Annotated in this window: 18 protein-coding genes; 2 read left to right on the forward strand and 16 right to left on the reverse strand. The window is 73.7% G+C overall.

What is annotated here, in order from left to right; genetic code table 11:
• A partial coding sequence (locus NWP10_RS03985; RefSeq protein WP_258299953.1) for an Rne/Rng family ribonuclease occupies positions 1 to 2,783 on the reverse strand: 2,783 nt, incomplete at its 3' end.
• Between the two features lie 399 nt (positions 2,784 to 3,182).
• Between NWP10_RS03985 and NWP10_RS03990 the strand changes: the two genes are divergently transcribed.
• The gene (locus NWP10_RS03990; protein WP_258299954.1) at positions 3,183 to 3,842 is read left to right on the forward strand and encodes a vitamin K epoxide reductase family protein; all 660 of its coding nucleotides are present in this window, start codon (positions 3,183 to 3,185) and stop codon (positions 3,840 to 3,842) included.
• Positions 3,843 to 3,919: 77 nt separating this feature from the next.
• On the opposite strand, the gene ndk is transcribed toward NWP10_RS03990, so the two are convergent.
• The 15 genes from ndk to NWP10_RS04065 form a co-directional block, all read right to left on the reverse strand.
• Positions 3,920 to 4,342: a nucleoside-diphosphate kinase gene (gene ndk, locus NWP10_RS03995; protein WP_158492707.1), complete on the reverse strand. Its 423-nt coding sequence runs from the start codon at positions 4,340 to 4,342 to the stop codon at positions 3,920 to 3,922.
• Positions 4,343 to 4,416: 74 nt separating this feature from the next.
• Positions 4,417 to 4,920: a DUF4233 domain-containing protein gene (locus tag NWP10_RS04000; protein WP_158494690.1), complete on the reverse strand. Its 504-nt coding sequence runs from the start codon at positions 4,918 to 4,920 to the stop codon at positions 4,417 to 4,419.
• Positions 4,917 to 6,473 carry a folylpolyglutamate synthase/dihydrofolate synthase family protein gene (locus NWP10_RS04005; RefSeq protein WP_258299955.1) on the reverse strand — a complete coding sequence of 519 codons (1,557 nt, stop codon included), beginning with the start codon at positions 6,471 to 6,473 and terminating at the stop codon, positions 4,917 to 4,919. Before NWP10_RS04005 ends, NWP10_RS04000 begins: the two co-directional genes overlap by 4 nt.
• The gene (gene ileS / locus NWP10_RS04010; RefSeq protein ID WP_258299956.1) at positions 6,470 to 9,871 is read right to left on the reverse strand and encodes an isoleucine--tRNA ligase; all 3,402 of its coding nucleotides are present in this window, start codon (positions 9,869 to 9,871) and stop codon (positions 6,470 to 6,472) included. Before ileS ends, NWP10_RS04005 begins: the two co-directional genes overlap by 4 nt.
• 278 nt (positions 9,872 to 10,149) lie before the next feature.
• Positions 10,150 to 10,785, reverse strand: coding sequence for a TIGR03085 family metal-binding protein (locus NWP10_RS04015; protein WP_258299957.1), 636 nt, complete (start codon positions 10,783 to 10,785; stop codon positions 10,150 to 10,152).
• 80 nt (positions 10,786 to 10,865) lie between these two features.
• Positions 10,866 to 12,302 (reverse strand): FAD-dependent oxidoreductase, encoded by a 1,437-nt coding sequence (locus NWP10_RS04020; protein ID WP_258299958.1) that lies wholly within the window; start codon positions 12,300 to 12,302, stop codon positions 10,866 to 10,868.
• Positions 12,299 to 13,567 (reverse strand): uroporphyrinogen-III C-methyltransferase, encoded by a 1,269-nt coding sequence (gene cobA / locus NWP10_RS04025; protein ID WP_258299959.1) that lies wholly within the window; start codon positions 13,565 to 13,567, stop codon positions 12,299 to 12,301. The genes NWP10_RS04020 and cobA overlap by 4 nt, the downstream gene beginning before the upstream one ends.
• Positions 13,564 to 14,487 carry an ABC transporter permease gene (locus NWP10_RS04030; RefSeq protein ID WP_258299960.1) on the reverse strand — a complete coding sequence of 308 codons (924 nt, stop codon included), beginning with the start codon at positions 14,485 to 14,487 and terminating at the stop codon, positions 13,564 to 13,566. Before NWP10_RS04030 ends, cobA begins: the two co-directional genes overlap by 4 nt.
• Entirely contained in the window at positions 14,477 to 15,202 is a 726-nt protein-coding gene (locus NWP10_RS04035) for an ABC transporter ATP-binding protein (protein WP_158494696.1), read from the reverse strand. Before NWP10_RS04035 ends, NWP10_RS04030 begins: the two co-directional genes overlap by 11 nt.
• A gap of 31 nt (positions 15,203 to 15,233) precedes the next feature.
• Positions 15,234 to 16,574 carry a sulfate adenylyltransferase subunit 1 gene (locus NWP10_RS04040; RefSeq protein ID WP_258299962.1) on the reverse strand — a complete coding sequence of 447 codons (1,341 nt, stop codon included), beginning with the start codon at positions 16,572 to 16,574 and terminating at the stop codon, positions 15,234 to 15,236.
• Positions 16,574 to 17,509 (reverse strand): sulfate adenylyltransferase subunit CysD, encoded by a 936-nt coding sequence (gene cysD, locus NWP10_RS04045; protein WP_017488256.1) that lies wholly within the window; start codon positions 17,507 to 17,509, stop codon positions 16,574 to 16,576. The genes NWP10_RS04040 and cysD overlap by 1 nt, the downstream gene beginning before the upstream one ends.
• Positions 17,510 to 17,541: 32 nt before the next feature.
• A complete protein-coding gene (locus tag NWP10_RS04050; RefSeq protein ID WP_017488257.1) occupies positions 17,542 to 18,267 on the reverse strand; it encodes a phosphoadenylyl-sulfate reductase in 726 nt (241 codons plus the stop codon).
• Positions 18,264 to 19,979, reverse strand: a complete 1,716-nt coding sequence (locus NWP10_RS04055; RefSeq protein ID WP_258299963.1) for a nitrite/sulfite reductase — start codon at positions 19,977 to 19,979, stop codon at positions 18,264 to 18,266. Before NWP10_RS04055 ends, NWP10_RS04050 begins: the two co-directional genes overlap by 4 nt.
• 112 nt (positions 19,980 to 20,091) lie before the next feature.
• The gene (locus tag NWP10_RS04060; protein ID WP_020480203.1) at positions 20,092 to 20,841 is read right to left on the reverse strand and encodes a sirohydrochlorin chelatase; all 750 of its coding nucleotides are present in this window, start codon (positions 20,839 to 20,841) and stop codon (positions 20,092 to 20,094) included.
• A 43-nt stretch (positions 20,842 to 20,884) separates the two neighbouring features.
• Positions 20,885 to 21,673: an SDR family oxidoreductase gene (locus NWP10_RS04065; protein ID WP_026106898.1), complete on the reverse strand. Its 789-nt coding sequence runs from the start codon at positions 21,671 to 21,673 to the stop codon at positions 20,885 to 20,887.
• A 53-nt stretch (positions 21,674 to 21,726) separates the two neighbouring features.
• Here NWP10_RS04065 and valS point away from each other — a divergent pair, with 53 nt between their 5' ends.
• Positions 21,727 to 24,399 carry a valine--tRNA ligase gene (gene valS / locus NWP10_RS04070; protein WP_017488709.1) on the forward strand — a complete coding sequence of 891 codons (2,673 nt, stop codon included), beginning with the start codon at positions 21,727 to 21,729 and terminating at the stop codon, positions 24,397 to 24,399.
• The last annotated feature ends 171 nt before the right edge of the window (positions 24,400 to 24,570 follow it).

The raw sequence follows: 24,570 nt of genomic DNA on the forward strand, positions 1-24,570 counted from the left end.
GTCGAGGCCTCGCGGTCGGCGCCACGGCGGGAGCGGCCGCGGCCGCCCCGGCGGCGACGGGCGCGGCGCGGTCGGGCGCCCTCCTCGTCCCCGGCCGGCTCGGCCTCGCGCTCCTCGCCCCCGGACTCGGCGTCGGCCTTCGCCTCGGCCACCGCGGTGACGGCCGCCTCGGCCTGAGCGACCGGATCGGCGGCGGGGGGCTCCTCCTCGTCCGCGGCCGGGGCCTGCCCGGCGGGAGCGGCGTCGGCGTCGCGGGACCCGTCCTCGGACGCGGCCTCGGCGGCCTCCTCCGAGCGTCCGCGGCCGCGGCGCCGGCCACGACGGCGGCGACGGCGCGGGGCCTCGTCCTCGTCCTCGGCGCCCTCACCGTCCTGCGCACCGGCCTCGCCGGTCTCCTCGGCCGCGTCCTCGCGGGCGGCCTCGACGGCCTCGGCGGCCTGGTCCTCGGCGGCGTCCGCAGCCTGCTCGGCGGGCGCGGCCTGCTCGGCCGGGTCCTCGTCCTCGCTCACCTTGCCGGAGGCCTTGGCGATCGAGTGCAGCGCGGCGCGGGCGGCCTCGGCGCGCTCGCGACGCTGGCGCTCGTCCTCCGCGTCGACCTCCTCGCCGCCGGCCGTCGTCGTCGACTCGGCGGGCTGGGCCTGCTCGCCCTCCCCGGCGCCCTTGCGGCGACGGCGACGGCGGCCCTCCCCCTCGCCGCGCGGCTCGCCGCCGGAGCGGCCCCGCTCGACCGGGGTGTCGTGGATGAGGATGCCGCGGCCGGCGCAGTGCTCGCAGGTCTCGGAGAAGACCTCGACCAGGCCGGTGCCCATGCGCTTGCGCGTCATCTGCACGAGGCCCAGGGAGGTCACCTCGGCCACCTGGTGCTTGGTGCGGTCCCGGCCGAGGCACTCGACCAGGCGACGCAGCACGAGGTCCTGGTTGGCCTCGAGCACCATGTCGATGAAGTCGATGACGATGATGCCGCCGATGTCCCGCAGGCGAAGCTGGCGGACGACCTCCTCCGCGGCCTCGAGGTTGTTCTTGGTGACGGTCTCCTCGAGGTTGCCGCCCGAGCCGGTGAACTTGCCGGTGTTGACGTCCACCACGGTCATGGCCTCGGTGCGGTCGATCACGAGGGAGCCGCCGGAGGGCAGGTACACCTTGCGCTCCAGCGCCTTGTGCAGCTGCTCGTCCACTCGGTGGGTGGCGTAGAGGTCCTCGCCGTCGTGGTCCTGGGGCACCCAGTGGTGCAGGCGGTCCAGCAGGTGCGGCGCCACGTAGGTCACGTACGCCTCGATGTTGTCCCACGTGGCCTCGCCCTGCACCAGCACGGCGGAGAAGTCCTCGTTGAACACGTCGCGGACCGTCTTGATGGTCAGGTCCGGCTCGGCATAGAGCAGCTCGGGGGCCAGCACCTTGGTGGAGGAGGCCTTCTCCTGGATGCCCTCCCACTGCGCGCGCAGGCGGTTGATGTCGTTCTGCAGCTCCTGCTCCGAGGTGCCCTCGGCGGCGGTGCGCACGATCACGCCGGCGTCCTGCGGGAGGTGGTCCTTGAGGATCTTCTTCAGGCGCGAGCGCTCCACGTCCGGGAGCTTGCGGGAGATGCCGGTCATGGAGCCGCCGGGCACGTACACGAGGTAGCGGCCGGGCAGCGAGACCTGGCTGGTCAGGCGGGCGCCCTTGTGGCCCACGGGGTCCTTGGTGACCTGCACCAGGACGGTGTCACCGGACTTCAGCGCGTTCTCGATCTTCTTGGGCTTGCCGTCCAGCTGGGCGGCGTCCCAGTTGACCTCGCCGGCGTAGAGCACGGCGTTGCGGCCGCGGCCGATGTCCACGAACGCCGCCTCCATGGAGGGCAGCACGTTCTGGACCTTGCCCACGTAGACGTTGCCGATCAGCGAGTCCTGGGTGGTGTTGGACACGAAGTGCTCGGCCAGCACGCCGTCCTCGAGGACGGCGATCTGGATGCGGTGCTCGCGCTGGCGGACCAGCATCTTGCGGTCCACGGCCTCGCGGCGGGCGAGGAACTCGGCCTCGGTGATCACGGTGCGGCGGCGGCCGCCGGAGCGGGAGTCGCGGCGGCGCTGGCGCTTGGCCTCCAGGCGGGTGGAGCCCTTGACGCCCTGCACGGCGTCCGAGCCGGTGCTCAGGGCCTGCCGGGGGGCGCGCACGCGGGTCACCGTGTTCTCCGGGTCGCCGTCCTCGCCGCCGTCGAGCTCCATGTCCACGTCCCCGCGGCGCCGACGGCGACGGCGGCGGGACACCACGGCGCCCTCGCCGCGCTCGGCGGTCTCGGCGTCCTGCTCGCCCTCGGCCGTCTCCACGGCCTCGTCCTCGGCGCCGGCCTCGGTCTCGGCCTGGTCGCGGTCCCGGGACGGGCGGCGACGTCGGCGGGACCGGCCGGGGGCCTCGTCCTCGTCCTCGGCGCCGCGGGCCGGGCGCTCGTCGCGGGCGGGGCGGCGCTCGGACTTCTCGGTCCGCAGGATCTCCATGACGTTCGCCGGCACGGCGAAGGGGTCGGTGGGGTCGAACTGCAGCGCGGGCGCGCCGGGCGCCTCGTCCGGCTCAGGCTCGGCGGCCGTGTCCGTCTCGGCCTCGTCCTCGAGGTCCGCGGCCTCCGCGGTGCGCTCGGGGGCGTCGGCGCCCTCGGCCGCGTCGGCCTGCGCCTGCGTCACGGTCCCGCCGTCCTCGACGGGGCTCTCGGCCGCGGCCTGCCCCGCGACCGCCGCGGAGTTCTCCGCGGTCGTCTGCTCCGTCTGCTCCGCGCGTTCCTCCGCGCCGGTCGTGTCCTCGTTGGCCGCCATGGCAGCACCTCCCGCCGTCCGACGACGCCACACCCGCCGCCGTCCGGCGTGTCCAGGTCCGCCGCCGGCCGCGTTGCCCCGGGCGCCGCGCGCCGCGGGTGCGCCGGGAGGCGGACACCGAGAAAGTCGTCTGGTGGACCGCGGCGGCCGTGCGGGCCCGTCGCGGAACCGCTGCGCCCTCGAGGTCGGGGCCTGGGCGTCTTGTGCCGTCCGCCTGTGCGGCGCGCGGACGCATGCGGGGCGTCCCCGGCGTCCGCCTCCCGCGCGATGATCGGTGCGGGCGGCGCCTCGGCGGCGGCCCGACGTCGGGCGCGCAGCGGGCTGTCCCGCGGTGTGGCCACGGAACGGCCAGGCCCGATTGTCTCACACCCGCCTCCGCCGCGCGCCTAGACTCACAGCATGCCTTCGACCCCCACGGCGGACCGCGTCCGCCCCGCCCAGCCCGCCGAGACGCCCGCGTCGAACGGGAACCTGTCCTGGTACGCCCGCCCGGCCGGCATGGCCTGGACGCTGCTCGTGACCTCGCTCGTGGCCCTGACCGCGACCATCGTCATCATCGTGGAGCGGTCCATCCTGGCCGCCGACCCGGGGCACCGCACCAGCTGCGACCTCAACCCGTGGGTGTCCTGCGGCCAGGTGATGCAGTCCTGGCAGGCCATGACGTTCGGCTTCCCCAACACGTACATCGGGATCGTGGCCTTCTCCGTGCTGATCACCGTGGCCGTGTCCCTCTTCGCCGGCGCCCGCTTCGCCCGCTGGTACTGGCTGCTGATGAACGTGGGGATCCTCGCGGGCTTCGCCTTCTGCGTGTGGCTCTGGTACTCCGCCGTCTACAGCATCGGCACCCTGTGCCTGTACTGCATGATCGTGTGGGCCATGGTCATCGCCCAGCTGGTCCTGGTGACCTCGCGGAACATCCAGACCGGGACGCTGCCGGCCTCCCCCGGCGCCGCCCGCCTCGCCCGCGAGCTCGCCTGGCCCGTCATCCTGATCCTGTACGTGCTGGTGTTCGCCACGATCCTGCTCGAGCTGGGGTTCGGCGTCATCGGCCTGGGCTGAGCGCCCTCCCCCGGACGCGACGACGGCCGGTCACCCCGCGGGGTGACCGGCCGTCGTCGTCCGGGCCGTCGCCGTCGTCAGCCGAACCAGATGCCGAGCTCGCGCTCGGCCGAGAGGGACGAGTCCGAGCCGTGCACGAGGTTCTTCTGCACGCTCTCGCCCCAGTCACGGCCCAGGTCGCCTCGGATGGTGCCCGGGGCGGCCACGGTGGGGTCGGTCTTGCCGGCCAGGGAGCGGAAGCCCTCGATCACCGAGTTGCCGGTGACGCGCACGGCCACCACGGGGCCGGAGGCCATGAAGTCAACCAGCGGGTCGAAGAACGGCTTGCCCTGGTGCTCCTCATAGTGGCGCTCGAGCATGGAGCGGGTGGGGGTGAGCATCTTCAGGTCCGCGATGACGTAGCCCTTGCGCTCGATGCGCGCGAGGATCTCGCCCACGAGGTTGCGCTCGACGCCGTCCGGCTTGACGAGGACGAGGGTCTCTTCGATGTGCTGGGCCATGGTGGTGCTCCTTGCGTCGGCGGACGGGTGCGTCCGGGTCCGGTTCTGCACCCACCCTAGTGGGGGCGCCGGGCTCACTGTCCGTGCTCGGCCTCCCACTCGGCCTGCAGCCGGTCCCGCTCGGCGTTCTCCACGTCCATGCCCCCGCCCTTGATCACGGCGTACGCCCACGTCAGCGCGAAGAGGGCCCCCACCACGAACATCGAGTACTCCCAGAACCCGGAGAGCACGAGCACGGCCTGGATCGCCCAGCCGATCGCGATGCCGACCGGCCGGCGCACCAGCGCGCAGGTGAGCACGGCCACGGCCGCGAGCAGCGTGTAGCCCGCGATGAACCACACCGCCCCCGGCTGGTCCCGGTTCATGCCGAACAGCATCATGCCGAGGAAGAAGATCACCACGGCTTCGAGCATGAGCACGGTGGAGGTGAACAGGGCGCGCACGGAGCGGCGGCGCCGGCGGGTGCCCGGCCGCCAGGCCCGCTGGGCCCGCGTCTCGCGCTCGGGGCGCCAGGACTCGTCGCCGAAGCGCTCGTCCTCCTCGGGGGTGCGGCCCGTCCCGGGCTGCGGCGTGCTCATCGGTCCTCCTCGGTGCGGCGGCGGGAGCCGGCGTCGTCGCGGTCCTCGAGCAGCTCGAGGATCTCGGGGTCCAGGTCGTCCTCGTCCGCCTCGGCCAGGCCGACGGCGTCGAGGAGGTCCGCGGGGTCCAGCCCGCGGGCGGCCACCGTCACGGGGCCGGCGTGCCGGGGCTCGCCGACCAGGGCGCGGACCTCCGCGGCCAGGGTGACGGAGCCGAGCACGAGGACGCCGCCGCCGGTGCCGGAGGCCAGCTCGTCGGCGCTCGTCTCCAGCGCCTCGGCCCGGCCGACCGCCCACTCGAGGGCGTCCGGGACGGACTCGGCGGCGAACACGTCCGACTCGGGCCAGCCGGCGTCCACGGCCATGCGCGCGAGGTCGCCGGCCGGGATGGCCCGCGGCGAGGAGGACTGCGTGAGGGCGAGGTCCTCGACGTCGTCGCCGAAGGCCCGGAAGAGCGCCTCCAGCATGGCCGGGGCGTCCTTCTCCCGGAGGATGCCCACCACCAGGGCCAGGCGGGTGAAGCCGAAGGCCTCCTGCACCGCCCTGGCCGTGGCGCGGACGCCGTCCGGGTTGTGCGCGGCGTCCACGATCAGCGTCGGCGCGGTGCGCAGCACCTCGAGGCGGCCGGGCGAGGCGACCTGCGCCAGGCCCTCCCGCAGCAGCTCCTCGTCCAGGGGGCGGTCTCCCCCGCCCAGGAACATCTCGAGGGCGGCCACGGCCACCGCGAGGTTCTGGGCCTGGTGCTCACCGTGCAGCGGCAGGAAGAGGTCGCGGTACTCCGCGGCGAGCCCCCGGACGGAGACCTGCTGGCCGCCCACGGCCAGGGAGCGCTCCAGGACGCCGAACTCGACGCCCTCGAAGCGGAACGGCACGTCCGCGGCCCGCGCGGCCTCGAGCAGCACCTGCGCGGCGTCCCGCTCCTGGACCGCGGAGACCAGGGCCCCGCCGGGCTTGACGATGCCGGCCTTCTCCTCGGCGATCTCGGCCTCGGTCTCCCCCAGCAGGTCCGTGTGGTCCAGGGAGATGGGGGTGACCACGGAGACCGCGCCGTCGGCCACGTTGGTGGCGTCCGTGATGCCGCCCAGGCCCACCTCGAGGACGACGACCTCCACGGGCTCGTCCGCGAACACCGCGAAGCCCAGGGTGGTGACGGCCTCGAAGTAGGTCAGCCGCGGCCGGCCCTCGGCCTCCAGCTCGGCGTCCACGGCCTGCACGATCGGCAGGATCTCGCCCCAGACGCGCACGAACGTCTCGTCGGACACGGGGGCGCCGTCAATGCTGATCCGCTCGGTCACGCTCTGCAGGTGCGGGGACGTGTAGCGGCCGGTGCGCAGCCCGTAGGAGCGCAGCACCGCCTCGATCATCCGGGCCGTCGACGTCTTGCCGTTGGTGCCGGTCAGGTGGATGACGGGGGCCGCGTGCTGCGGGTCGCCGAGCAGCGCGAGCACGCGCCGCATCGGCTCCAGCCGCGGCTCCATGGCGTTCTCCGGGGCGCGGGCGAGCAGGTCCGCGTAGACCTGCTCGACCGTCTGCGGGGCGGGCGCGCCGCTCACGCGTCCGCCTTCGCCACGGTGACGGCCACGGTCTTCATCGCGTCGTCGGCCGGGTCCTTGCGGGGGTCGGCCTCGCCGGAGTCCACGAGCTCCAGCTCCACCGTGAGGGTCTCCTCCGCGACGAGGTCGCGGTGGGCCTCGAGCGCCGCCACGACGGCGGCGGGGCCATCAATCCGCGTGCGCACGCGATCGGAGACGTCCAGGCCGGCGTCCTTGCGCGCCGCCTGGACGGCGCGGACCACGTCCCGGGCGGTGCCCTCGGCGGCCAGCTCCGCGGAGACCTCGGTGTCCAGCACGAGGAAGCCGGCGGCGCCGGGCAGCACACCGACGGCGGTGCCCTCCGGGGCGCTGGCGGCGACGGTGCGCAGCTCGTACAGCTCGGGGGCCAGGGTCACGGTCGCACCGTCGGCCAGGGTCACGGCGAGCCCGTCCGCGGTCTCCTCGTAGGAGCCGGCGTCCACGGCCTTCTTCACGAGCGGCACCTGCTTGCCGTAGGCCTTGCCGAGCTCGCGGAAGTTCAGCTTCAGCTCGGTGCCGATCCCGTAGCGGGCGATGGCCTCGTCCGAGAGCTCGGTGAGGCTCACGTCCTTGAGGTTCAGCTCGTCGGCCACGATGCGGGCGTAGGTGCCGTCGAGGCCGCCGGCGTCCGGCACCACCACGGACAGACGCGGCAGGGGCAGGCGCACGCGGCGGCCGGCGCCCTTGCGCAGGGCCGAGCCGGCCGAGCTGATGCGCCGCACCGCGTCCATGCGGGCCACGAGGGTGTCGGCCTCGGGGCCGTGCGGGAACAGGTCCGCGTCCGGGTAGTCGGTGAGGTGCACCGAGCGCCCGCCGGTGAGGCCGCGCCAGATCTCCTCCGCCACGAGCGGCATGAGCGGGGCGGCGGCCCGCGCGAACGCCTCCAGGGCGGTGTAGAGCACGTCCATGGCGGCGGTGTCCTCGTCGAAGAACCGCTGCCGCGAGCGCCGGATGTACCAGTTGGTCAGGGTGTCCATGAACGCGCGCAGCGCGTCCGTGGCGTCGGAGACCTCGTACGCGTCGAGCGCCGTCTTGACGTCCCGCAGCATGCGGCCCGTGGCGGCCAGGACGTACTGGTCCAGGGGATCCTCGGCGGTGTGCCGCTCCTGCGCGCGGTACCCCTCGGGGCGGGCGCCGCCGTCGTGGGCCGTGTTCGCGTAGAGGGTGAAGAAGTGGTAGGCGTTCCACGCCGGCAGCAGCACCTGGCGCACGCCCTCGCGGATGCCCTCCTCGGTGACCACGAGGTTGCCGCCGCGCAGGATGGGGCTGGCCATGAGGAACCAGCGCATCGCGTCGGCGCCGTCGCGGTCCAGGACCTCGGTGACGTCCGGGTAGTTGCGCAGCGACTTGGACATCTTCTGCCCGTCCGAGCCGAGCACGATGCCGTGGGAGATCACGTTGGAGAACGCGGGCCGGTCGAACAGGGCGGTCGCCAGGATGTGCATGGTGTAGAACCAGCCGCGCGTCTGGCCGATGTACTCCACGATGAAGTCCGCCGGGTTGTGCGTGGGGAACCAGTCCGCGCGCTCGAACGGGTAGTGGACCTGGGCGTAGGGCATGGAGCCGGAGTCGAACCAGACGTCCAGCACGTCCTCGACCCGGCGCAGGGTGCCGCCGCAGCCCGCGTGCTCGCGCGTGAGGTCGTCGATCCAGGGGCGGTGCAGGTCCACCTCGCCCTCGGCATTGAGGGGCAGGCGGCCGAAGGCCTCCTCGATCTCGGCGAGGGAGCCGTGCACCTCCTGGTGGCCGCAGTCCGCGGCGTCGCACTCCCACACCGGGATGGGCGAGCCCCAGTACCGGTTGCGGGAGATGGACCAGTCGCGCGCGTTGGCGACCCACGTGCCGAACTGCCCGTGCTTCACGTTGCCGGGGATCCAGGTGATCTCCTCGTTCAGCTCGAGCATGCGCTCCTTGATCTGGGTGACCTTGACGTACCAGGACGTCACGGCGCGGTAGATCAGGGGCGTGCGGCAGCGCCAGCAGTGCGGGTAGGAGTGCTCGTAGGAGGCCTCGCGGGCGACCCGGCCGAGCTCGCGCAGGGCGCGGACGATGGTGCGGTTGGCCTCGAAAACCTGCACGCCGGCGATCTCGCGCAGGTCGCCGCGGCCCACGTCCTCGCGGGCGAACAGCGGCAGGAACCGGGCACCGGAGTCCACGGAGAGCAGCACGGGGATGCCGTTGGCCTCGCACACGCGCTGATCGTCCTCACCGTAGGCCGGCGCCTGGTGGACCACGCCGGTGCCGTCCTCGGTGGAGACGTAGTCGTCCACGAGGATGCGGTGGGCGCCCTCGACGCCGAGGTCACGGCCGTTGACCGTGAACGTCTCCTCGCGGTGGGTGTCGAACACGTCCGTGAACAGCGGCGCGTAGGACAGGCCGCCGAGGCGGGCGCCGGGGATCGTCTCGGTGACCGCGGCGCGGGCGGCGTCGGCGTCGGCGTAGCCGAGCTCCTTGGCGTGGGCGCCCACGAGGTCCACGGCCAGGAGGAAGCGGTCCCCGTCTGCGGTCGCGCCCTCGGGGCCGGCCGGCACCACGGCGTACTGGATCTGGGGGCCGACGGCGAGGGCCGCGTTGGTCGGCAGCGTCCAGGGCGTGGTGGTCCAGGCCAGGACGTGGACGCCGGCCAGGTGCGCGGCGAGCGCTGCGTCCGCGCCGCCGTCGGGCACGAGGGCGGGGTCCGCCGGGAGGCCGGTGATCGGGAACGTGACGGTGACCGAGGGGTCCTGGCGCATCTTGTAGACGTCGTCGTCCATGCGCAGCTCGTGGTTGGACAGCGGGGTCTCGTCGTTCCAGCAGTAGGGCAGGACGCGGAAGCCGCGGTAGGTCAGGCCCTTCCGGTGCAGCTCGGAGAAGGCCCAGATCACGGACTCCATGAAGTCCGGGGTGAGGGTCTTGTAGTCGTTCTCGAAGTCGACCCAGCGGGCCTGGCGGGTCACGTAGTCCTGCCACTGGTCCGTGTACTTCAGGACCGAGGAGCGGCAGGCGTCGTTGAACGTGTCGATGCCCATGGCCTCGATCTCGGACTTGTCCGTCATGCCCAGCTGCTTCATCGCCTCGAGCTCGGCGGGCAGGCCGTGGGTGTCCCAGCCGAAGCGGCGCTCCACGCGGCGGCCCTGCTGCGTCTGGTAACGGGCCACGAGGTCCTTGACGTACCCGGTGAGCAGGTGGCCGTAGTGCGGCAGGCCGTTGGCGAAGGGCGGGCCGTCGTAGAAGACGAACTCGTTCTGCGAACCGTCCTCGTTCAGGGCGGGACGCTGGTCGATCGAGGCCTGGAAGGTGCCGTCCTCGTCCCAGTACGCCAGGATGCGGCGCTCGATCTCCGGGAAGCGCGGGGAGGCGGGGGTGCGGCCGTCAGGGGCGGAGGAGGCGAGGGGGTACACGGTGGTCCTTTGCGTCCGGGGCGTCGGTTCCGTGCAAGGACGCCCGAGGATCCGACCCTCCGGCCGGCCGCGGACGCGGTACCACCTTGCTTGCCGGCGTCGGGAGGTCCCCGGGGCGCTGGCCGCTTGATGACTGCTGTGACGGGCTTACCCGTCCGGTTCTACTGGGGCCGTGCGGCCCGTTCTTCCGGAGGCTCGCCGGTGATGGCCGGGTCGACGCCTGTGCCCGCCAGTGTAGTGGACGACGCGTCGGCCCGTAGCCGCGGGGCCGGAGCGCGTCAGAGGGCGGTGCGCACGGCCGCCGACGCGTCGCCGTCGAGCTCCACGTGCACGGCGTCCCGGCCCGAGGCCCAGAGGAGGAGCTCCCCGACCTCGCCGGTCACCGTGACGGGCGCCCGCAGCGCCACGGCCCCGCGGGTGACGGTGACCGGGGCGCGACCCGGGCCCTGGAGGACCACCGGCGCCGTGGACGTGCGCAGGAACAGCGGGGCCATGCGGCGCAGCGAGCGGTAGAGGGCGTCCTCCTCGTCCGGGGAGAACGAGCGCGGGGCGGGCAGCGAGCCGCCGGCCGCCGACTCGCCGCGCCGGACGTCTTCGAGGTGGATGAAGTGCTCGGCCGCGTTCACGTGCCTGTCCGCCGCCCGCATGGGGTTCAGCGCCGACGGGCCCGCGGCCCACTCCCGCACGACCTCGGCGTAGTCGCGGCGCTTGGTCTCCGCGGTCAGGCGGTCGAGGTGGCGGGACAGCGGCGGGATGAACAGGGCGGCGAAGGCGTCCGGCCGGCTCTCCCGCAGCCAGAGGTGGGCGGCGAGGTCGCGGGTGCTCCAGCCGCCGCACAGGGTGGGCGCGTGGGGGCCCTTCTCGAGCAGGAGGTCAGCGAGGCGGGCGCGTTCGGCTGCGGCGAAGGTGGTCATGGGCACCACGGTAGGGAGCGGGCCGCGGCGCGGGCGAGGGGTGGGCCGCGCCCGGCCGCGAATCCACCCGACGGGAGGGCTCAGCCTCCGGCGCCGAGGAGGACGCTCTCGCGGGAGATCCGCGTCATCTCCTCGCGGTCCACGACCTTCACCCGCTCGCGCTCGACCGGGCCGGCCTCCGTGGCCTGCGCGCCGAGCGACTTCTCGTGCGCGTCCAGGGCCTGCCAGCCCTCCCACGTCGTGTACGGGACCTCGCGGGACTCGAGCAGCTCGATCACGGACTCCTCCGAGGGCTCCTGCGCCGTCCAGAGGCCGTCCACGTCCTCGATCAGGTGCTTGATCGTCTCGAGGGAGTCGCCCTTGGTGTGGCCGATCAGGCCCACCGGGCCACGCTTGATCCAGCCGGAGGCGTACAGGCCGGGCACGGAGGCGCCGTCGGCGTCGAGCACACGGCCCTCGTCGTTGGGCACCACGCCGCGCACGTCGTCGAACTCCACGCCGTCCAGGGGCGAGCCGAAGTAGCCCACGGCCCGGTAGACCGCCTGCACGGGGTAGTCCACGGTCTCCCCCGTGGGGCGGACGCCGCCGGCGCCGTCCAACTCCATGCGGCGCATCCGCAGCCCGTCCACGCGGCCGTCCCCGTCCTCGTCCAGGAACTGCTCCGGGGCCTGCAGGAAGTGCAGATGCAGCCGGCGCGAGGCGCTCTGCTGACGGTCCTCCTGCTCCATCAGCCAGTTCGTCAACGTGCCGACCATGGTGCGGACCTGGTTGTTCTCCTCGATCGCCTTCTCCGAGGCCTCATCGAAGTCGAAGTCCTCCTCGTACAGCACGATGTCCACATCCCGGGAATGCGCGAGCTCGCGCAGCTCCAGCGGGGTGAACTTCACCTGCGCCGGCCCGCGGCGGCCGAACACGTGCACGTCCGTGACCGGGGAGGCGGCCAGGTCCCGGTACACGTTGTCCGGGATCTCGGTGGGCAGCAGGTCCTCGGCGTGCTTGGACAGGATCCGGGCCACATCCAGGGCCACGTTCCCGTTGCCGATGACGGCCACCTGGGTGGCCTCCAACGGCCAGTGGCGCGGCACGTCCGGGTGCCCGTCATACCAGGAGGCGAAGTCCGCGCCACCGAACGAGCCGGCCAACTCCACCCCGGGCACGTCCAGGACAGCGTCCCGCACCGCCCCGGTGGAGAACACGATCGCGTCGTAGTGGCGGCGCAGGTCCGCCAGGCTCAGGTCCGTGCCGTAGTCCACGTTGCCCAGGAAGCGGATGTCCCCGCGGTCCATCACCTTGTGCAGGGCGTTCACGATGCCCTTGATGCGCGGATGGTCCGGGGCCACCCCGTAGCGGATGAGGCCGAAGGGCGCCGGGTAGCGGTCGAACAGGTCGATGCTGACGCGGAAGTCCCGCTCCTCCTTGGTCAGGATGTCCGCCGTGTAGACGCCGGCGGGTCCGGCGCCGATGATGGCGATGCGCAGCGGGCGCTCAGGCCTCGGGTACGAGGGCGTCAGGGTCATGCTCGTGCTCCTTCGGAGGTCGGGTTCAGGGTCAAGATCGGGGCAGGGACACCGGCTGCAGGCGCGCCGGTGGCGTAGGGGCTCAGGCGCACGACGTCGCCCACGACGATCACGGCGGGGTTCTCCACACCGACGGCGGCCGCCTGCGCGGCGATGGTCTCGACCGTGCCCACGGTGACCCGCTGGTCCGGCATCCAGCCGCGCTCGACGATCGCCACCGGCGTCGCGCCATCGAGGCCGCGCTCCGTCAGTCGGCGTGCGGTGTCCGCGAGCCGGCGCACGCCCATCAGCAGGACCAGCGTGTGGTCGGCCCGGGTGGGCACTTCGGACAGCTCTTCGTGGCCGGTCACCAGCGTGAAGCCGGTGGCGACGCCGCGATGGGTGACCGGGATCCCCGCGGCGGCGGGCACCGAGACGGCGCTCGTGACACCGGGGACCACCTCGACGTCGACGCCGTGGGCGCGGCAGTGCGCCGCCTCCTCGCCGCCGCGGCCGAGCACGTACGGGTCGCCGCCCTTGAGCCGGACGACGAGGCGGCCGGCCCGGGCCTCCCGGACCAGGACGGCGTTGATCTCGTCCTGCGTGGCCAGGTGGTTCCCGGGGGCCTTGCCGACCTCGATCACGGGCACCGCCGGGTCCAGCTCGGCCAGGAGGGCGCGCGGGCCCAGCCGGTCGGCGACCACCACGTCGGCCTCCGCGAGCAGCTGGCGGCCGCGCACGGTGATGAGCCCGGAGTCGCCGGGGCCGCCGCCGACGAGGGCCACGCGGCCGGGCTCGGAGGACGCGCGCCGCCGGCGCAGGGGCAACCGCCCCGTGGACAGGGCGAGGGTGATCGCGTCCTTCAGGGCGCGGGCGCGGCGAGGGTCTCCCCCGGCGTTGACGGCCACGGTCACGTCCCCGGCCCGGGCGACGGCGGGCGTCCAGGCGGCGGAGGACTCGGCGTCGGAGGCGTCGACGCACCAGACGCGGCGGGCCTCGGCGTCGGAGGCCACGGCCCCGTCCACGGCCCGGTCGCCGGTGGCGGTCTGGGCGAACCAGACCCCGTCGAGGTCGGACGGGCGGTAGGGGCGGCGGTGCAGGGTGAGCAGGCCGGCCGCCGCGAGCCGCTCCACCTCCTCCCCCGGCTCCGGGGCCACCACGGTGACGAGCGCACCGGCGTCGAGGAGGGCGCCCACGCGGCGGCCGGCCACGCGCCCGCCGCCCACGATCAGGACGGGACGGCCGAGCAGACGCAGGGAGGTGGGGTACAGATCGGACGCGGTCATCGCGTGCTCCCTTCCAGCAGCCCCCGGCGGCGCAGCATGCGCCGCTCGACGGGGCCGAATGCGGTCAGTTCGACGAGGACGCCGACGGCCAGGATGGCCAGGACGGCGCAGAGGACGACGGCGAGGTCTGACTCGGCCCGTCCCTCGTGGAGCAGGGTCCCGAGTCCGACCCCCATGGGCCCGCCGACGGCGATGATCTCGGCGGCCATGAGGCCTCGCCACGCGAAGGCCCAGCCCTGCCGCAGGCCAGAGACGAAGGCGGGCAGGGCGGCCGGGAGGACCACCAGCAGGGCGGTCTCAAGGCGCGAGGCGCCCAGCACGCGGGCCGCGCGACGCAGCTGCGGCGGCACCTGGTCCGTGCCGGTGGTGAGGCCGGCGACCACGGCGGGGACCGCGCCGGTGAGCATCACGAAGTACGCGGTGGCGTCGCTGAGGCCGAACCACAGCACCGCGAGCGGCACCCAGGCCACGTTGGGCAGCACCATCAGGGCCGTGAGCAGCGGGCCGAACGCCCGTCGCAGGACGCCGACCTGTCCGAGCAGCAGGCCCAGCCCGACGCCGACGACCACGGCGAGTGCGAAGCCCACGACGGCGCGGCCCACCGACGTCGCCACTGCCTGCTGGACGAGGCCCTGGGCCCACAGCGCCCCGAAGGCCCCGAGGACGTCGCCGGGACCGGTGATCGGCTCGCCGCGCGCACCGGCCAGCCACGCGGCGACCTGCCAGATCGCCACGAGCAGGACGACGGCGGCCACCGGGAGCAGGACCCGGCTCCAGTCCCACCCGGCCAAACCCGTCCGGCGGGCCGAGTCGACGGCCTGGAGCGCGTCGAGGCCGCTGTCGAGCTCGCGCAGTTCGTCGTCGGCGGCGGCCCCCGGCGCGCGGCCGGGGGCGTCGAGGGTGGGGGTGTCAGTGCGCATGACGACGGATCTCCTGACCGAGTCGGGCGGTGATGGCGGCCGTGAGGGCGGCCGCGGCGGGCGCGTCGTGGCGGGCGGCTGCGGGCACGTCCCATTCGGCGACGACGCGGCCCGGCCGTGAGGACAGCAGCAGCACCCGCTGGCCGAGGCGGACGGCCTCGGCCACGTTGTGGGTGACGAACACGACCGTCCGACCGGTCTGACGCCACACCCGCTCGAGCTCCACGTGCAGCAGGTCGCGGGTGATAGCGTCCAGCGCGCCGAACGGCTCGTCCATGAGCAGCAGGGGGCGGTCCTGGGCGAGGGCCCGGGCCAGGGCGACGCGCTGGCGCATGCCGCCGGAGAGCTGGTGGGGTCGCAGGTCGGCGGCGTCGCCCAGATGGACGAGACGCAGCAGCTCCCCGGCACGCCCCCGACGCTCCGCCGCGGGCACACCGGCGAACCGGAGGGCGAGCTCGATGTTGCCGCGGGCGGTGAGCCACGGGAAGAGGGCGGCGTCCTGGAACATGAACGCGGCCCCCTGCCGGGGAGCCTTGACGACGCCCGCGGTGGGCGCCTCGAGCCGGGCGATGAGGTTCAGCAGCGTGGACTTGCCGCATCCGGACGCGCCGAGCAGGCAGACGAACTCGCCCGGCTCGATCCGCACGGAGACGTCCTCCAGCACGGGCGTGGGCCCGCCGAAGCTCTTGCCCACGTCCTCCATCACCACTGTCATGACCGCTCCCCTCGCGCCGTCGTCATCCGGATCAGGCCTCGTCGCCGCCGCGCACCATGCCGGCGGCGAGCGTGGCCCCGTCCTGGGGGTCGATCACGAGGAACGCCCCGGTGCGCCGATGCACGGCGTAGGGCTCCACGGGCAGCGGCGCGGCCAGGTGCAGGCGCACCTGTCCGATGTCGTTGAGCCCGAGCGTCTCGGCCGGGTCGAGCCGCAGGGTGTCCAGGTCGAGCCGGCCGGCCACCTCCTGGACGAGCGCCCGGACGACGGCGGTGCCGTGCTTGACAAGGACCTGCTGCCCGACGCGCAGCGGCGCGGCGGAGAGCCAGCACAGCGCGGCGGCCACCTCCGCGGTGGGACGCGGGGCGGTGTCCGCGGCGGCGATCGTGTCCCCGCGGGCCACGTCCACCTCGTCGGCCAGGCGCAGGACCACCGACTGCGGGGAGGAGGCCTCCTCGACGGACTCGCCGGCGGCGTCGACGCCCACCACGGTGGTGGTGCGCGCCGGCTGCCCCGGGGTGAGAACGGCGACGGCGTCCCCGGGCCGGACGGTGCCCGCCACGACCTGCCCGGCGTAGCCGCGGTAGTCGCGGAAGACCTCGGGGTCGAGACCGGGGGCCAGGGCGCCCTGAGGGCGCACCACGAGCTGCACCGGGAAGCGGAAGGAGGCCGCGGCGTCGTCCTCGGCGTCCGCCCCGGGCAGGGACTCGAGCAGCTCCATGAGCGTGGGGCCGGTGTACCAGTCCGTCCGCTCGGAGCGGGTGACCACGTTGTCGCCCTGGAGGGCGGACACCGGGACGCTCACCGCGTCGGAGAGGCCGAGCTCCCGGGCCACGCGCCGGACGTCCTCGGCGATCGCGGTGAAGCCTTCCTCGGAGTAGTCCACGAGATCGATCTTGTTGACGGCGACGATCACGTGCGGCACCCGCAGCAGGGCCACCACGCTGAGATGGCGCCGGGTCTGCTCCACCACGCCACTGCGGGCGTCCACGAGCAGCACGACCGCGTCGGCCGTCGAGGCGCCCGTGACGGTGTTGCGGGTGTACTGCACGTGCCCGGGGCAGTCGGCCAGCACGAAGGTGCGCCGGTCGGTGGCGAAGTAGCGGTATGCGACGTCGATCGTGATCCCCTGCTCCCGCTCGGCGCGCAGGCCGTCGGTCAGCAGCGCCAGGTCCAGCCCGCCCTCGGCGCCGCCGAAGCCGCGCTCGGCGGAGGTGCGGGCCACGGCCTCGAGCTGGTCGGCCAGGACGGCCTTGGAGTCGTGCAGGAGGCGGCCCACGAGGGTGGACTTGCCGTCGTCGACCGAGCCGGCCGTGGCCAGGCGGAACAGGGTCCCGGCGGGGGCGTGCCGGTCCAGCAGTGCGGTGCTCATCAGAAGTACCCGTCCTTCTTGCGATCTTCCATGGCCGCCTCGGAGATGCGGTCGTCGGCGCGGGTGGCCCCGCGTTCGGTCAGGGTGGAGGCGGCGACCTCGAGCACGACATCCTCGACGGTGGCGGCCTCCGAGAGGACGGCGCCGGTGCAGGACATGTCACCCACCGTGCGGTAGCGCACGGTCCGCGTGGTGACCTCCTCCCCCTCGGCCGGCCGGGAGTGCTCCCCCACGGCGCGCCACATGCCGTCGCGGCGGAAGACCTCCCGCTCGTGCGCGTAGTAGATGGGGGGCAGCTCGATGCCCTCGCGGGCGATGTACCGCCACACGTCCAGCTCGGTCCAGTTGCTGATGGGGAACGCGCGGACGTGCTGGCCGGGTGTGTGACGGCCGTTGTAGAGGTTCCACAGCTCGGGGCGCTGGTTGCGCGGGTCCCACTGCCCGAACGCGTCCCGCAGGCTGATGATCCGCTCCTTGGCCCGCGCCTTGTCCTCGTCACGGCGGCCTCCCCCGAAGACGGCGTCGAACCGGTTGGTCCGGATCGTGTCCAGCAGGGGGGTGGTCTGCAGGGTGTTGCGGGTGCCGTCGGCGCGCTCACGCAGCTCACCGCGGTCGATGTACTCCTGCACGGATCCCACCACGAGCCGCAGGCCGAGCCGCTCCACCGTGCGGTCGCGGAACTCGAGGACCTCGGGGAAGTTGTGGCCGGTGTCCACGTGGACCACCGGGAAGGGGATCCTCCCCGGCCAGAAGGCCTTCGCGGCCAGGTGGAGCATCACCACCGAGTCCTTGCCGCCCGAGAAGAGCATGGCGGGGCGCTCGAACTCGGCCACCACCTCGCGGATGATGTGGATCGCCTCGGCCTCCAGTGCGTCCTGGACGTCGGGCCCGGCGGGGCTCACGGTCCCCGGGTCGGGGGCATGGGTGAGGGTCATCGTGTCTCCTTGGTCTGTCTCGGGAGCGGTGCTCAGACGTGGATGCCGCACTCGGTCTTCGCGGTCCCGGCCCAGCGCCCGGCTCGGGGGTCCTCCCCGGGGGCGACGGGGCGGGTGCAGGGACGGCAGCCGATCGAGGGGTAGCCGTTCTGCAGGAGCAGGTTCACGGGCACGTCGTGGTCCGTGGCGTAGCCGACCAGGTCGTCGAAGCTCCACGGGGCGACGGGGTTGACCTTGACCATGCCGTGGGCCTCGTCCCAGCCCACCAGCGGGGTGTTCGTGCGCGTCGGCGCCTCGTCCCGGCGGACGCCGGTGAACCACAGGTCGTATCCGGCCAGCGCGCGGTTGAGGGGCTCGACCTTGCGCATCGCGCAGCACAGCCCAGGGTCACGGGCGAACAGGTCCTTGCCGTGGCGCTCGTCCTGCTCGGCCACGGTCAGCTCCGGGAGCACGTCCACCACGGTGACGTCGAGGCGGCGGGCCACCTCGTCGCGCGTCGCGAGGGTCTCGGTGAAGTGATAGCCGGTCTCCAGGAAGAGGACGTCCACGCCGGGCATCCGCTGCGCCACCAGGTGCGGCAGGACGGCGTCGGCCATGGAGCAGGCCACGGCGGCCCGGCGGAGGTTCACATGGCGGGCGGCCCAGTCGACCACCGCCTCGGCGGGGGCGTCCCAGCCGAGCTCGGCGGCGCCGGACTCCGCGAGCGCCTGCAGGCGCTCGAGCTCCTCGGTCGGACGGGTGGGGGGAACGGTGCTCATCGGAGGGCCTCCTCGTCGACTCGGTGCGCCCACCGGGCGAAGGTCTCGCCCGGCTCACGCTGCTCGTCGTACCGGCGGACGAGGCGCTCGACGTAGTCGACCAGCCCGTCCGCGCGGACCTTCAGGCCGCGGACGCTGCGTCCGAGGCCGGCCTCGGCGCGGTCCACGGAGGCCAGCCCGCCGCCCAGGTGGACCTGGAAGCCGGGCGTCTGGCCGCCGTCGCCGTCCGGCAGCAGCTGGCCCTTCAGACCGATGTCCGCGGTCTGGATGCGGGCGCAGGAGTTGGGGCAGCCGTTCACATGCAGGCTCAGCCGCTCGGGGAGGCGGTCGGCGAGGTCGGCCAGGCGCTCCTCGAGCTGGGCGATCGCGGCGGCGGCGGTGTCCTTCGTGTCCACGATGGCGAGCTTGCAGAACTCCAGGCCCGTGCAGGCGATGGTGGAGCGGCGGAACACGGACGGCTCCGGGTCCAGCCCCAGCTCCTTCAAGCCGGCCACGACGGCGTCCACCCGGTCCCGCTCCACGTCCAGCACCACGATCTTCTGGTGCGGGGTGGTGCGCAGCCGGGTGGAGCCGTGGGCCTCGAGCAGGTCCGCGAGGGCGGTGAGGGTGGTGCCGCTGGAGCGGCCGACGACGGGGGCGGCACCGATGTAGAAGCGGCCGTCCTTCTGCTCGTGGACCCCCACGTGGTCGCCGGGGCGGGTGGGCGGGGCCGGGGCGGGGCCGTCGGGCAGGGCGTAGCCGAGGTACTCCTCCTCCAGCACGGTGCGGAACCTCTCCGGCCCCCAGTCCTCGAGCAGGTACTTCATGCGGGCCTTGTTGCGCAGGCGCCGGTAGCCGTAGTCGCGGAAGATGCTCACGACGGCGTGCCACACCTCAGGGGCGCGCTCGGCCGAGACGAACGCGCCGATCCGGTCGGCCAGGCGGGCCTTCGTGGACAGGCCGCCGCCGACCCACAGGTCGTAGCCGGGACCCAGCTCGGGGTGCACCACGCCGATCAGGGAGATGTCGTTGATCTCGTGGACCACGTCCTGGGAGGGGTGTCCGGTGATGGCGGTCTTGAACTTGCGGGGCAGGTTGGAGACCTCGAGGTCGCCGATCCAGCGGTCCGCGATCTCCCGGATCACGGGCGTGGGGTCGATGATCTCGTCTGCGGCGATCCCGGCCACCGGTGAGCCGAGGATCACGCGCGGCACGTCGCCGCAGGCCTCGGTGGTGGACAGGCCCACGGACTCCAGGCGCCGCCAGATCTCAGGGACGTCCTCGACGCGGATCCAGTGCAGCTGGACGTTCTGCCGGTCGGTGATGTCCGCGGTGTCACGGCCGAAGTCGGTGGAGATCCCGCCGATCACGCGCAGCTGCTCGGTGGTGAGGTCGCCGCCGTCGATGCGCACGCGCAGCATGAAGTAGCGGTCCTCGAGCTCGTGGGGCTCGAGGGTGGCGGTCTTGCCGCCGTCGATGCCCTGCTTTCGCTGGGTGTACAGGCCCCACCAGCGGAAGCGGCCGTGCAGGTCGTCCGAGGGGATCGAGTCGAAGCCCTCGTGGGCGTAGACCTGCTCGATGCGCTCGCGGACGTTCAGGCCGTCGTCCTGCTGCTTGAACTCCTCGTTGTGGTTCAGGGGGGTGGTCCCGTCCACCTTCCACTGGCCGTGCGGCTTGGCGGAGGGACGGCGCGGAGTACGCGCCGGCCTCGACGTCTCGTTCACCTGGGTCATGGCCGCCACGCTAGGAACCCGGCATGCCGGCCCCAAGATCGTCGACGCGGTTCGTCACGTTCCCGGGGCCGGGCCGCGGCGGGGGCCCGGCCCCGATCGTGTGACGGACGGCTCAGCGGCCTCCGGCGGCCCCCCTCGGGGCCTCTACGAGGGCGGACCGCAGCCGGTCCAGGGCGATCCGCGCCACCAGCGGATGCGGCAGCAGGGGGTCGGTGACCACGTCCGCGCCGCTCTCGCCGAGTCGGTCGTGGAAGTGCCCGGGGGCCAGCAGGTGGGCGGCCACCACGGCGCGACGGCCGGCAGCGTGCACCCGGGCGACGGCGTCGGGCACCCGGGGGGTCGCCGCCGCCCCGAACGCCGCGGTCACGGGCAGTCCCGTGGCCCGGGCCAGGGCCGCGGCCAAGGCGTGCACCTGGGCCTGACCGTCCGCGGCGCGGGTGCCGGCCGCCGCCAGGATGACGTCCGATGTCGCGGCCTCACCGGCCGGCACCGCCCGGGCCACCCGCTCGGCCAGAACGGCCACCAGGCGCGGCTCGACGTCGTCCCCGGCCCCGGCCAGCGGTGCGGCGGCGATCGTGTCGGGTCGGGCGGCCGCGGCGTGGTGGATGTCGTGGTGGACGTGATGGCCCAAGGACAGCAGCAGCGGCACGATCACGGCCGGCTCCCCCGGGGGCAGGGCCGCCACGACCTCGTCGAGGGAGGGGCTCTGCACGTCCACGTAGGCCTCGTGGACCTGGGCGCCCGGCCCCTCGGCGTCCAGGAGGGCCGCCAGGTCGGCACGGAGGCCGTCGATCACGACGCGGCCGGCCGTGTCGTGCGTGCCGTGGGCGCAGGAGATCACGTGCAGCACGGGCGCGCTCATGCCGAGCCCACCGCGTCGGCCCACACGTTCTGCGGCCCGCCGCTCACCGGCGGATCACCTTGTGCTGGGCAGCCTGGGCGACCGGCCGCATCACGATCTGATCCAGGTTCACGTGGTGGGGCAGCTCGACGGCGTGGACGCACACCTCGGCGACGTCCTCGGCGGTGAGCGGCTTCTCCACCCCCGCGTAGACCTTCTCGGCGGCCGCGGCGTCCCCGCCCAGGCGCATGAGGGAGAACTCCTCGGTGTGCACCATCCCGGGCAGCACCTCGATCACGCGCACGTTGTGCTCGGCCTCCTCCAGGCGCAGCGCGGCGGTGAGGCCGTGCTGGCCCATCTTCGCCGCGTTGTAGCCGGCGCCGCCCTCGTAGGCGGTGACGGCCGCCGTCGAGGTCAGGTTGAGCACCGTGCCCTCGCCGTGGGCGCGCAGCCCGGGCAGGAACGCCTGGCACATGGCCAGGGTGCCGAGCACGTTGGCGCGGTACATCCACTCCCAGTCCTCGCGGCTGCCGGCGCCCACGAAGTCCGTGCCCCGGGCGCCGCCGGCGATGTTCACGAGGGTGTCGATCCCGCCGTCCGCGTCCACACGGGCGACCAGCCCGGCGACGGCGGCCTCGTCCGTGACGTCGAGGGGCGCGGGGACGACCTCGCCCGGCACGGCCTCCTCGCGGGCCTGCGCGGCGAGGGCGTCGAGGCGCTCGGCGCGTCGGCCGACGGCGTACACCCGCCAGCCGCGGCGGGCGAGCTCGATGGCCGTGGCGCGGCCGATGCCGGTGGTCGCGCCGGTCACGACGGCGGCGCGGGGGCTCTGGTTCTCGGTGGTGTGGCTCACGTCCACGACGGTAGCCCACGGAACGGGTCGGCCCGCATGGGATGATGACGGGCATGGCTGAGAACACGCAGGGCACAGACACGCCCATCGACGCATCGACCGCTTCCACCCCCGCCGCCGGCGCCGTGGCCGTGCCGGACAAGCCGGGCCTCGAGGGCCTGGAGGAGAAGCTCACCGCCCGCTGGGCGCAGGAGGGCACCTACGCCTTCGACCCGCGCACCACGCGCGAGCAGGTGTACTCCATCGACACTCCCCCGCCCACCGCCTCCGGCTCGCTCCACGTGGGCCACGTGTTCTCCTACACGCAGACGGACGTGCTGGCCCGCTACCAGCGCATGACCGGCAAGAACGTGTTCTACCCGATGGGCTGGGACGACAACGGCCTGCCCACCGAGCGCCGAGTGCAGAACTACTACGGCGTCCGCTGCGACCCCACGAAGCCGTACATCGAGGGCTACACCCCGCCGGCGCAGCCCGCGAAGAACCAGCGCGACTGGGACGTGGTCTCCCGCAAGAACTTCATCGAGCTCTGCGAGGAGCTCGCCGTGGAGGACGAGAAGGTCTTCGAGGACCTCTTCACCCGCCTGGGCCTGTCCGTGGACTGGTCGATGACCTACCGGACCATCGACGACGTCTCCCGCGCCGTCTCCCAGCGCGCCTTCCTGCGCAACGTCGCCGCGGGCGACGCCTACCTCTCCGAGGCCCCGACGATGTGGGACGTCACCTTCCGCACCGCCGTCGCCCAGGCCGAGCTCGAGGACCGCGAGGTCCCCGGCGCCTACCACCGCTACCCGTTCACCGCGGCGGACGGCACCCAGGTGTTCATCGAGACCACCCGCCCCGAGCTGCTCGCCTCCTGCTCCGCCCTCGTGGCCCACCCGGACGACGAGCGCTACCAGCCGCTCTTCGGCACCATGGTGCGCTCGCCGCTGTTCGACGTCGAGGTGGAGGTCAAGGCCCACGAGCTGGCCAAGCCGGACAAGGGCTCGGGCATCGCCATGGTCTGCACCTTCGGCGACCTCACCGACGTCACCTGGTGGCGCGAGCTGCAGCTGCCCACCCGCACCCTCATCGGTCGCGACGGCCGCTTCGCCGCCGAGACCCCCGAGTGGATCTCCTCCGAGGCCGGCCGCGCGTTCTACGCCGAGTCGATCGCCGGCAAGACCGTGTTCTCCGCGAAGGAGGCCGTGGTCACGGCGCTCACCGAGGCGGGCCTGATGGACGGCGAGCCCAAGAAGGTCCAGCACGCCGTGAACTTCTACGAGAAGGGCGACAAGCCCCTCGAGATCGTCACCTCCCGCCAGTGGTACATCCGCAACGGCGGCCGCGACGCCGACCGCCGCGAGCAGCTCATCGCCCGCGGCCGCGAGCTGGACTGGCACCCCGAGCACATGCGCCACCGCTACGAGAACTGGGTGGAGGGCCTCAACGGCGACTGGCTGGTCTCCCGTCAGCGCTTCTTCGGCGTGCCGATCCCCGTCTGGTACCGCCTCGATGCCGAGGGCGAGCCCGTCTACGACGAGCCGATCGTCCCCGAGGACGCCGCCCTGCCCGTGGACCCGGTGGCCGAGACCGCCCCGGGCTTCACCGAGGACCAGCGCGATCAGCCCGGCGGCTTCACCGGCGACCCGGACGTCCTGGACACCTGGGCGACGTCGTCGCTCACCCCGCAGATCGTGGGCCGCTGGTCCCGGGACGAGGAGTTCTTCGCGAACGTCTTCCCGTTCGACCTGCGCCCGCAGGGCCACGACATCATCCGCACCTGGCTGTTCTCCACCGTGGTCCGCGCCGACGCCCTGAACGGCTCCGTGCCGTGGACGGACACGGCGCTCTCCGGCTGGATCCTGGACCCGGACCGCAAGAAGATGTCCAAGTCCAAGGGCAACGTGGTGGTCCCCACGGACATCCTGGAGGAGTTCGGCTCCGACGCCGTCCGCTACTGGGCGTCCTCCGCCCGCCTCGGCGCGGACACCGCCTACGAGGTGGCGCAGATGAAGATCGGCCGCCGCCTGGCCATCAAGCTGCTCAATGCCGCGAAGTTCGTGCTCAACCTCGGCGCCACCCGGGACGCCGTGGTCCGCACCCCCGAGGATGCCGCGCGCGTGACCAACGCCCTGGACGCCTCCCTGCTGGCCCGGCTGGCCACCACGGTGGAGCAGGCCACCGCCGCGTTCGACGCCTACGACTACGCGCGGGCGCTGAACGTGACCGAGTCGTTCTTCTGGCAGTTCACGGACGACTACGTGGAGCTCATCAAGGACCGCGCCTACGGCGGCCACGGCGAGGCCGAGCAGGCCTCCGTGGTGGCCGCCCTGGCCACCACCCTCGACTCGCTGCTGCGGCTGCTGGCCCCGTTCCAGCCCTTCGCCACGGAGGAGGTGTGGAGCTGGTGGCGCACCGGCTCCGTGCACCGCGCGCCGTGGCCGGGCCTGGAGTCCGAGGCCGCCGGCCTGCGCGCCGCCGCCGAGGGCGGGGACCCGCAGGTGCTGGCCGTCGTCGCGCAGGTGCTGGGCCGGGTCCGCAAGGCCAAGTCCGAGGCCAAGGTCAAGCAGCGCACGCAGGTGCGCACCGCCACCGTCCGCGCCGCCGCGGCGCAGCTCGACGCGCTGCGCGGCGGCCTGGCGGACCTCAAGGGCGCCGGCAACGTCGCGGACGTGACGCTGACCGAGGCCGACGGCGAGCTCGAGGTCACGGACATCGAGCTGGCCCACGCCGAGGAGGCCTGAGCGTGCGGCGCGCGTCGGCTCCCCGGACCGGCACGGCCGGGGCCACGGGGACCGGTGCACGCCGCATGGCCGCGGCGCTGGCCGGGATGGGCGTGCTGCACTTCGCCCGTCCGAAGCCCTTCGACGGGCTCATCCCGCCGGCGCTGCCCGGCCCCGCCCGCGCCTGGACAG

Origin of the sequence: Micrococcus sp. HG099, from assembly GCF_024723355.1 — a bacterium.
Lineage (GTDB): Bacteria > Actinomycetota > Actinomycetes > Actinomycetales > Micrococcaceae > Micrococcus > Micrococcus endophyticus.

What these genes read in the sequence shown, in the direction of transcription:
- NWP10_RS03990 (WP_258299954.1), top strand. Translation starts at nt 3,183, where the DNA reads ATGCCTTCGACCCCCACGGCGGACCGCGTCCGCCCCGCCCAGCCCGCC.
- cysD (WP_017488256.1), bottom strand. Translation starts at nt 17,509, where the DNA reads ATGACCCTCACCCATGCCCCCGACCCGGGGACCGTGAGCCCCGCCGGG.
- NWP10_RS04000 (WP_158494690.1), bottom strand. Translation starts at nt 4,920, where the DNA reads ATGAGCACGCCGCAGCCCGGGACGGGCCGCACCCCCGAGGAGGACGAG.
- NWP10_RS04035 (WP_158494696.1), bottom strand. Translation starts at nt 15,202, where the DNA reads ATGACAGTGGTGATGGAGGACGTGGGCAAGAGCTTCGGCGGGCCCACG.
- NWP10_RS04020 (WP_258299958.1), bottom strand. Translation starts at nt 12,302, where the DNA reads ATGACCCTGACGCCCTCGTACCCGAGGCCTGAGCGCCCGCTGCGCATC.
- NWP10_RS04040 (WP_258299962.1), bottom strand. Translation starts at nt 16,574, where the DNA reads ATGAGCACCGCACTGCTGGACCGGCACGCCCCCGCCGGGACCCTGTTC.
- valS (WP_017488709.1), top strand. Translation starts at nt 21,727, where the DNA reads ATGGCTGAGAACACGCAGGGCACAGACACGCCCATCGACGCATCGACC.
- NWP10_RS04055 (WP_258299963.1), bottom strand. Translation starts at nt 19,979, where the DNA reads ATGACCCAGGTGAACGAGACGTCGAGGCCGGCGCGTACTCCGCGCCGT.
- NWP10_RS04030 (WP_258299960.1), bottom strand. Translation starts at nt 14,487, where the DNA reads ATGCGCACTGACACCCCCACCCTCGACGCCCCCGGCCGCGCGCCGGGG.
- cobA (WP_258299959.1), bottom strand. Translation starts at nt 13,567, where the DNA reads ATGACCGCGTCCGATCTGTACCCCACCTCCCTGCGTCTGCTCGGCCGT.
- NWP10_RS04015 (WP_258299957.1), bottom strand. Translation starts at nt 10,785, where the DNA reads ATGACCACCTTCGCCGCAGCCGAACGCGCCCGCCTCGCTGACCTCCTG.
- NWP10_RS04050 (WP_017488257.1), bottom strand. Translation starts at nt 18,267, where the DNA reads ATGAGCACCGTTCCCCCCACCCGTCCGACCGAGGAGCTCGAGCGCCTG.
- ndk (WP_158492707.1), bottom strand. Translation starts at nt 4,342, where the DNA reads ATGGCCCAGCACATCGAAGAGACCCTCGTCCTCGTCAAGCCGGACGGC.
- NWP10_RS04060 (WP_020480203.1), bottom strand. Translation starts at nt 20,841, where the DNA reads ATGAGCGCGCCCGTGCTGCACGTGATCTCCTGCGCCCACGGCACGCAC.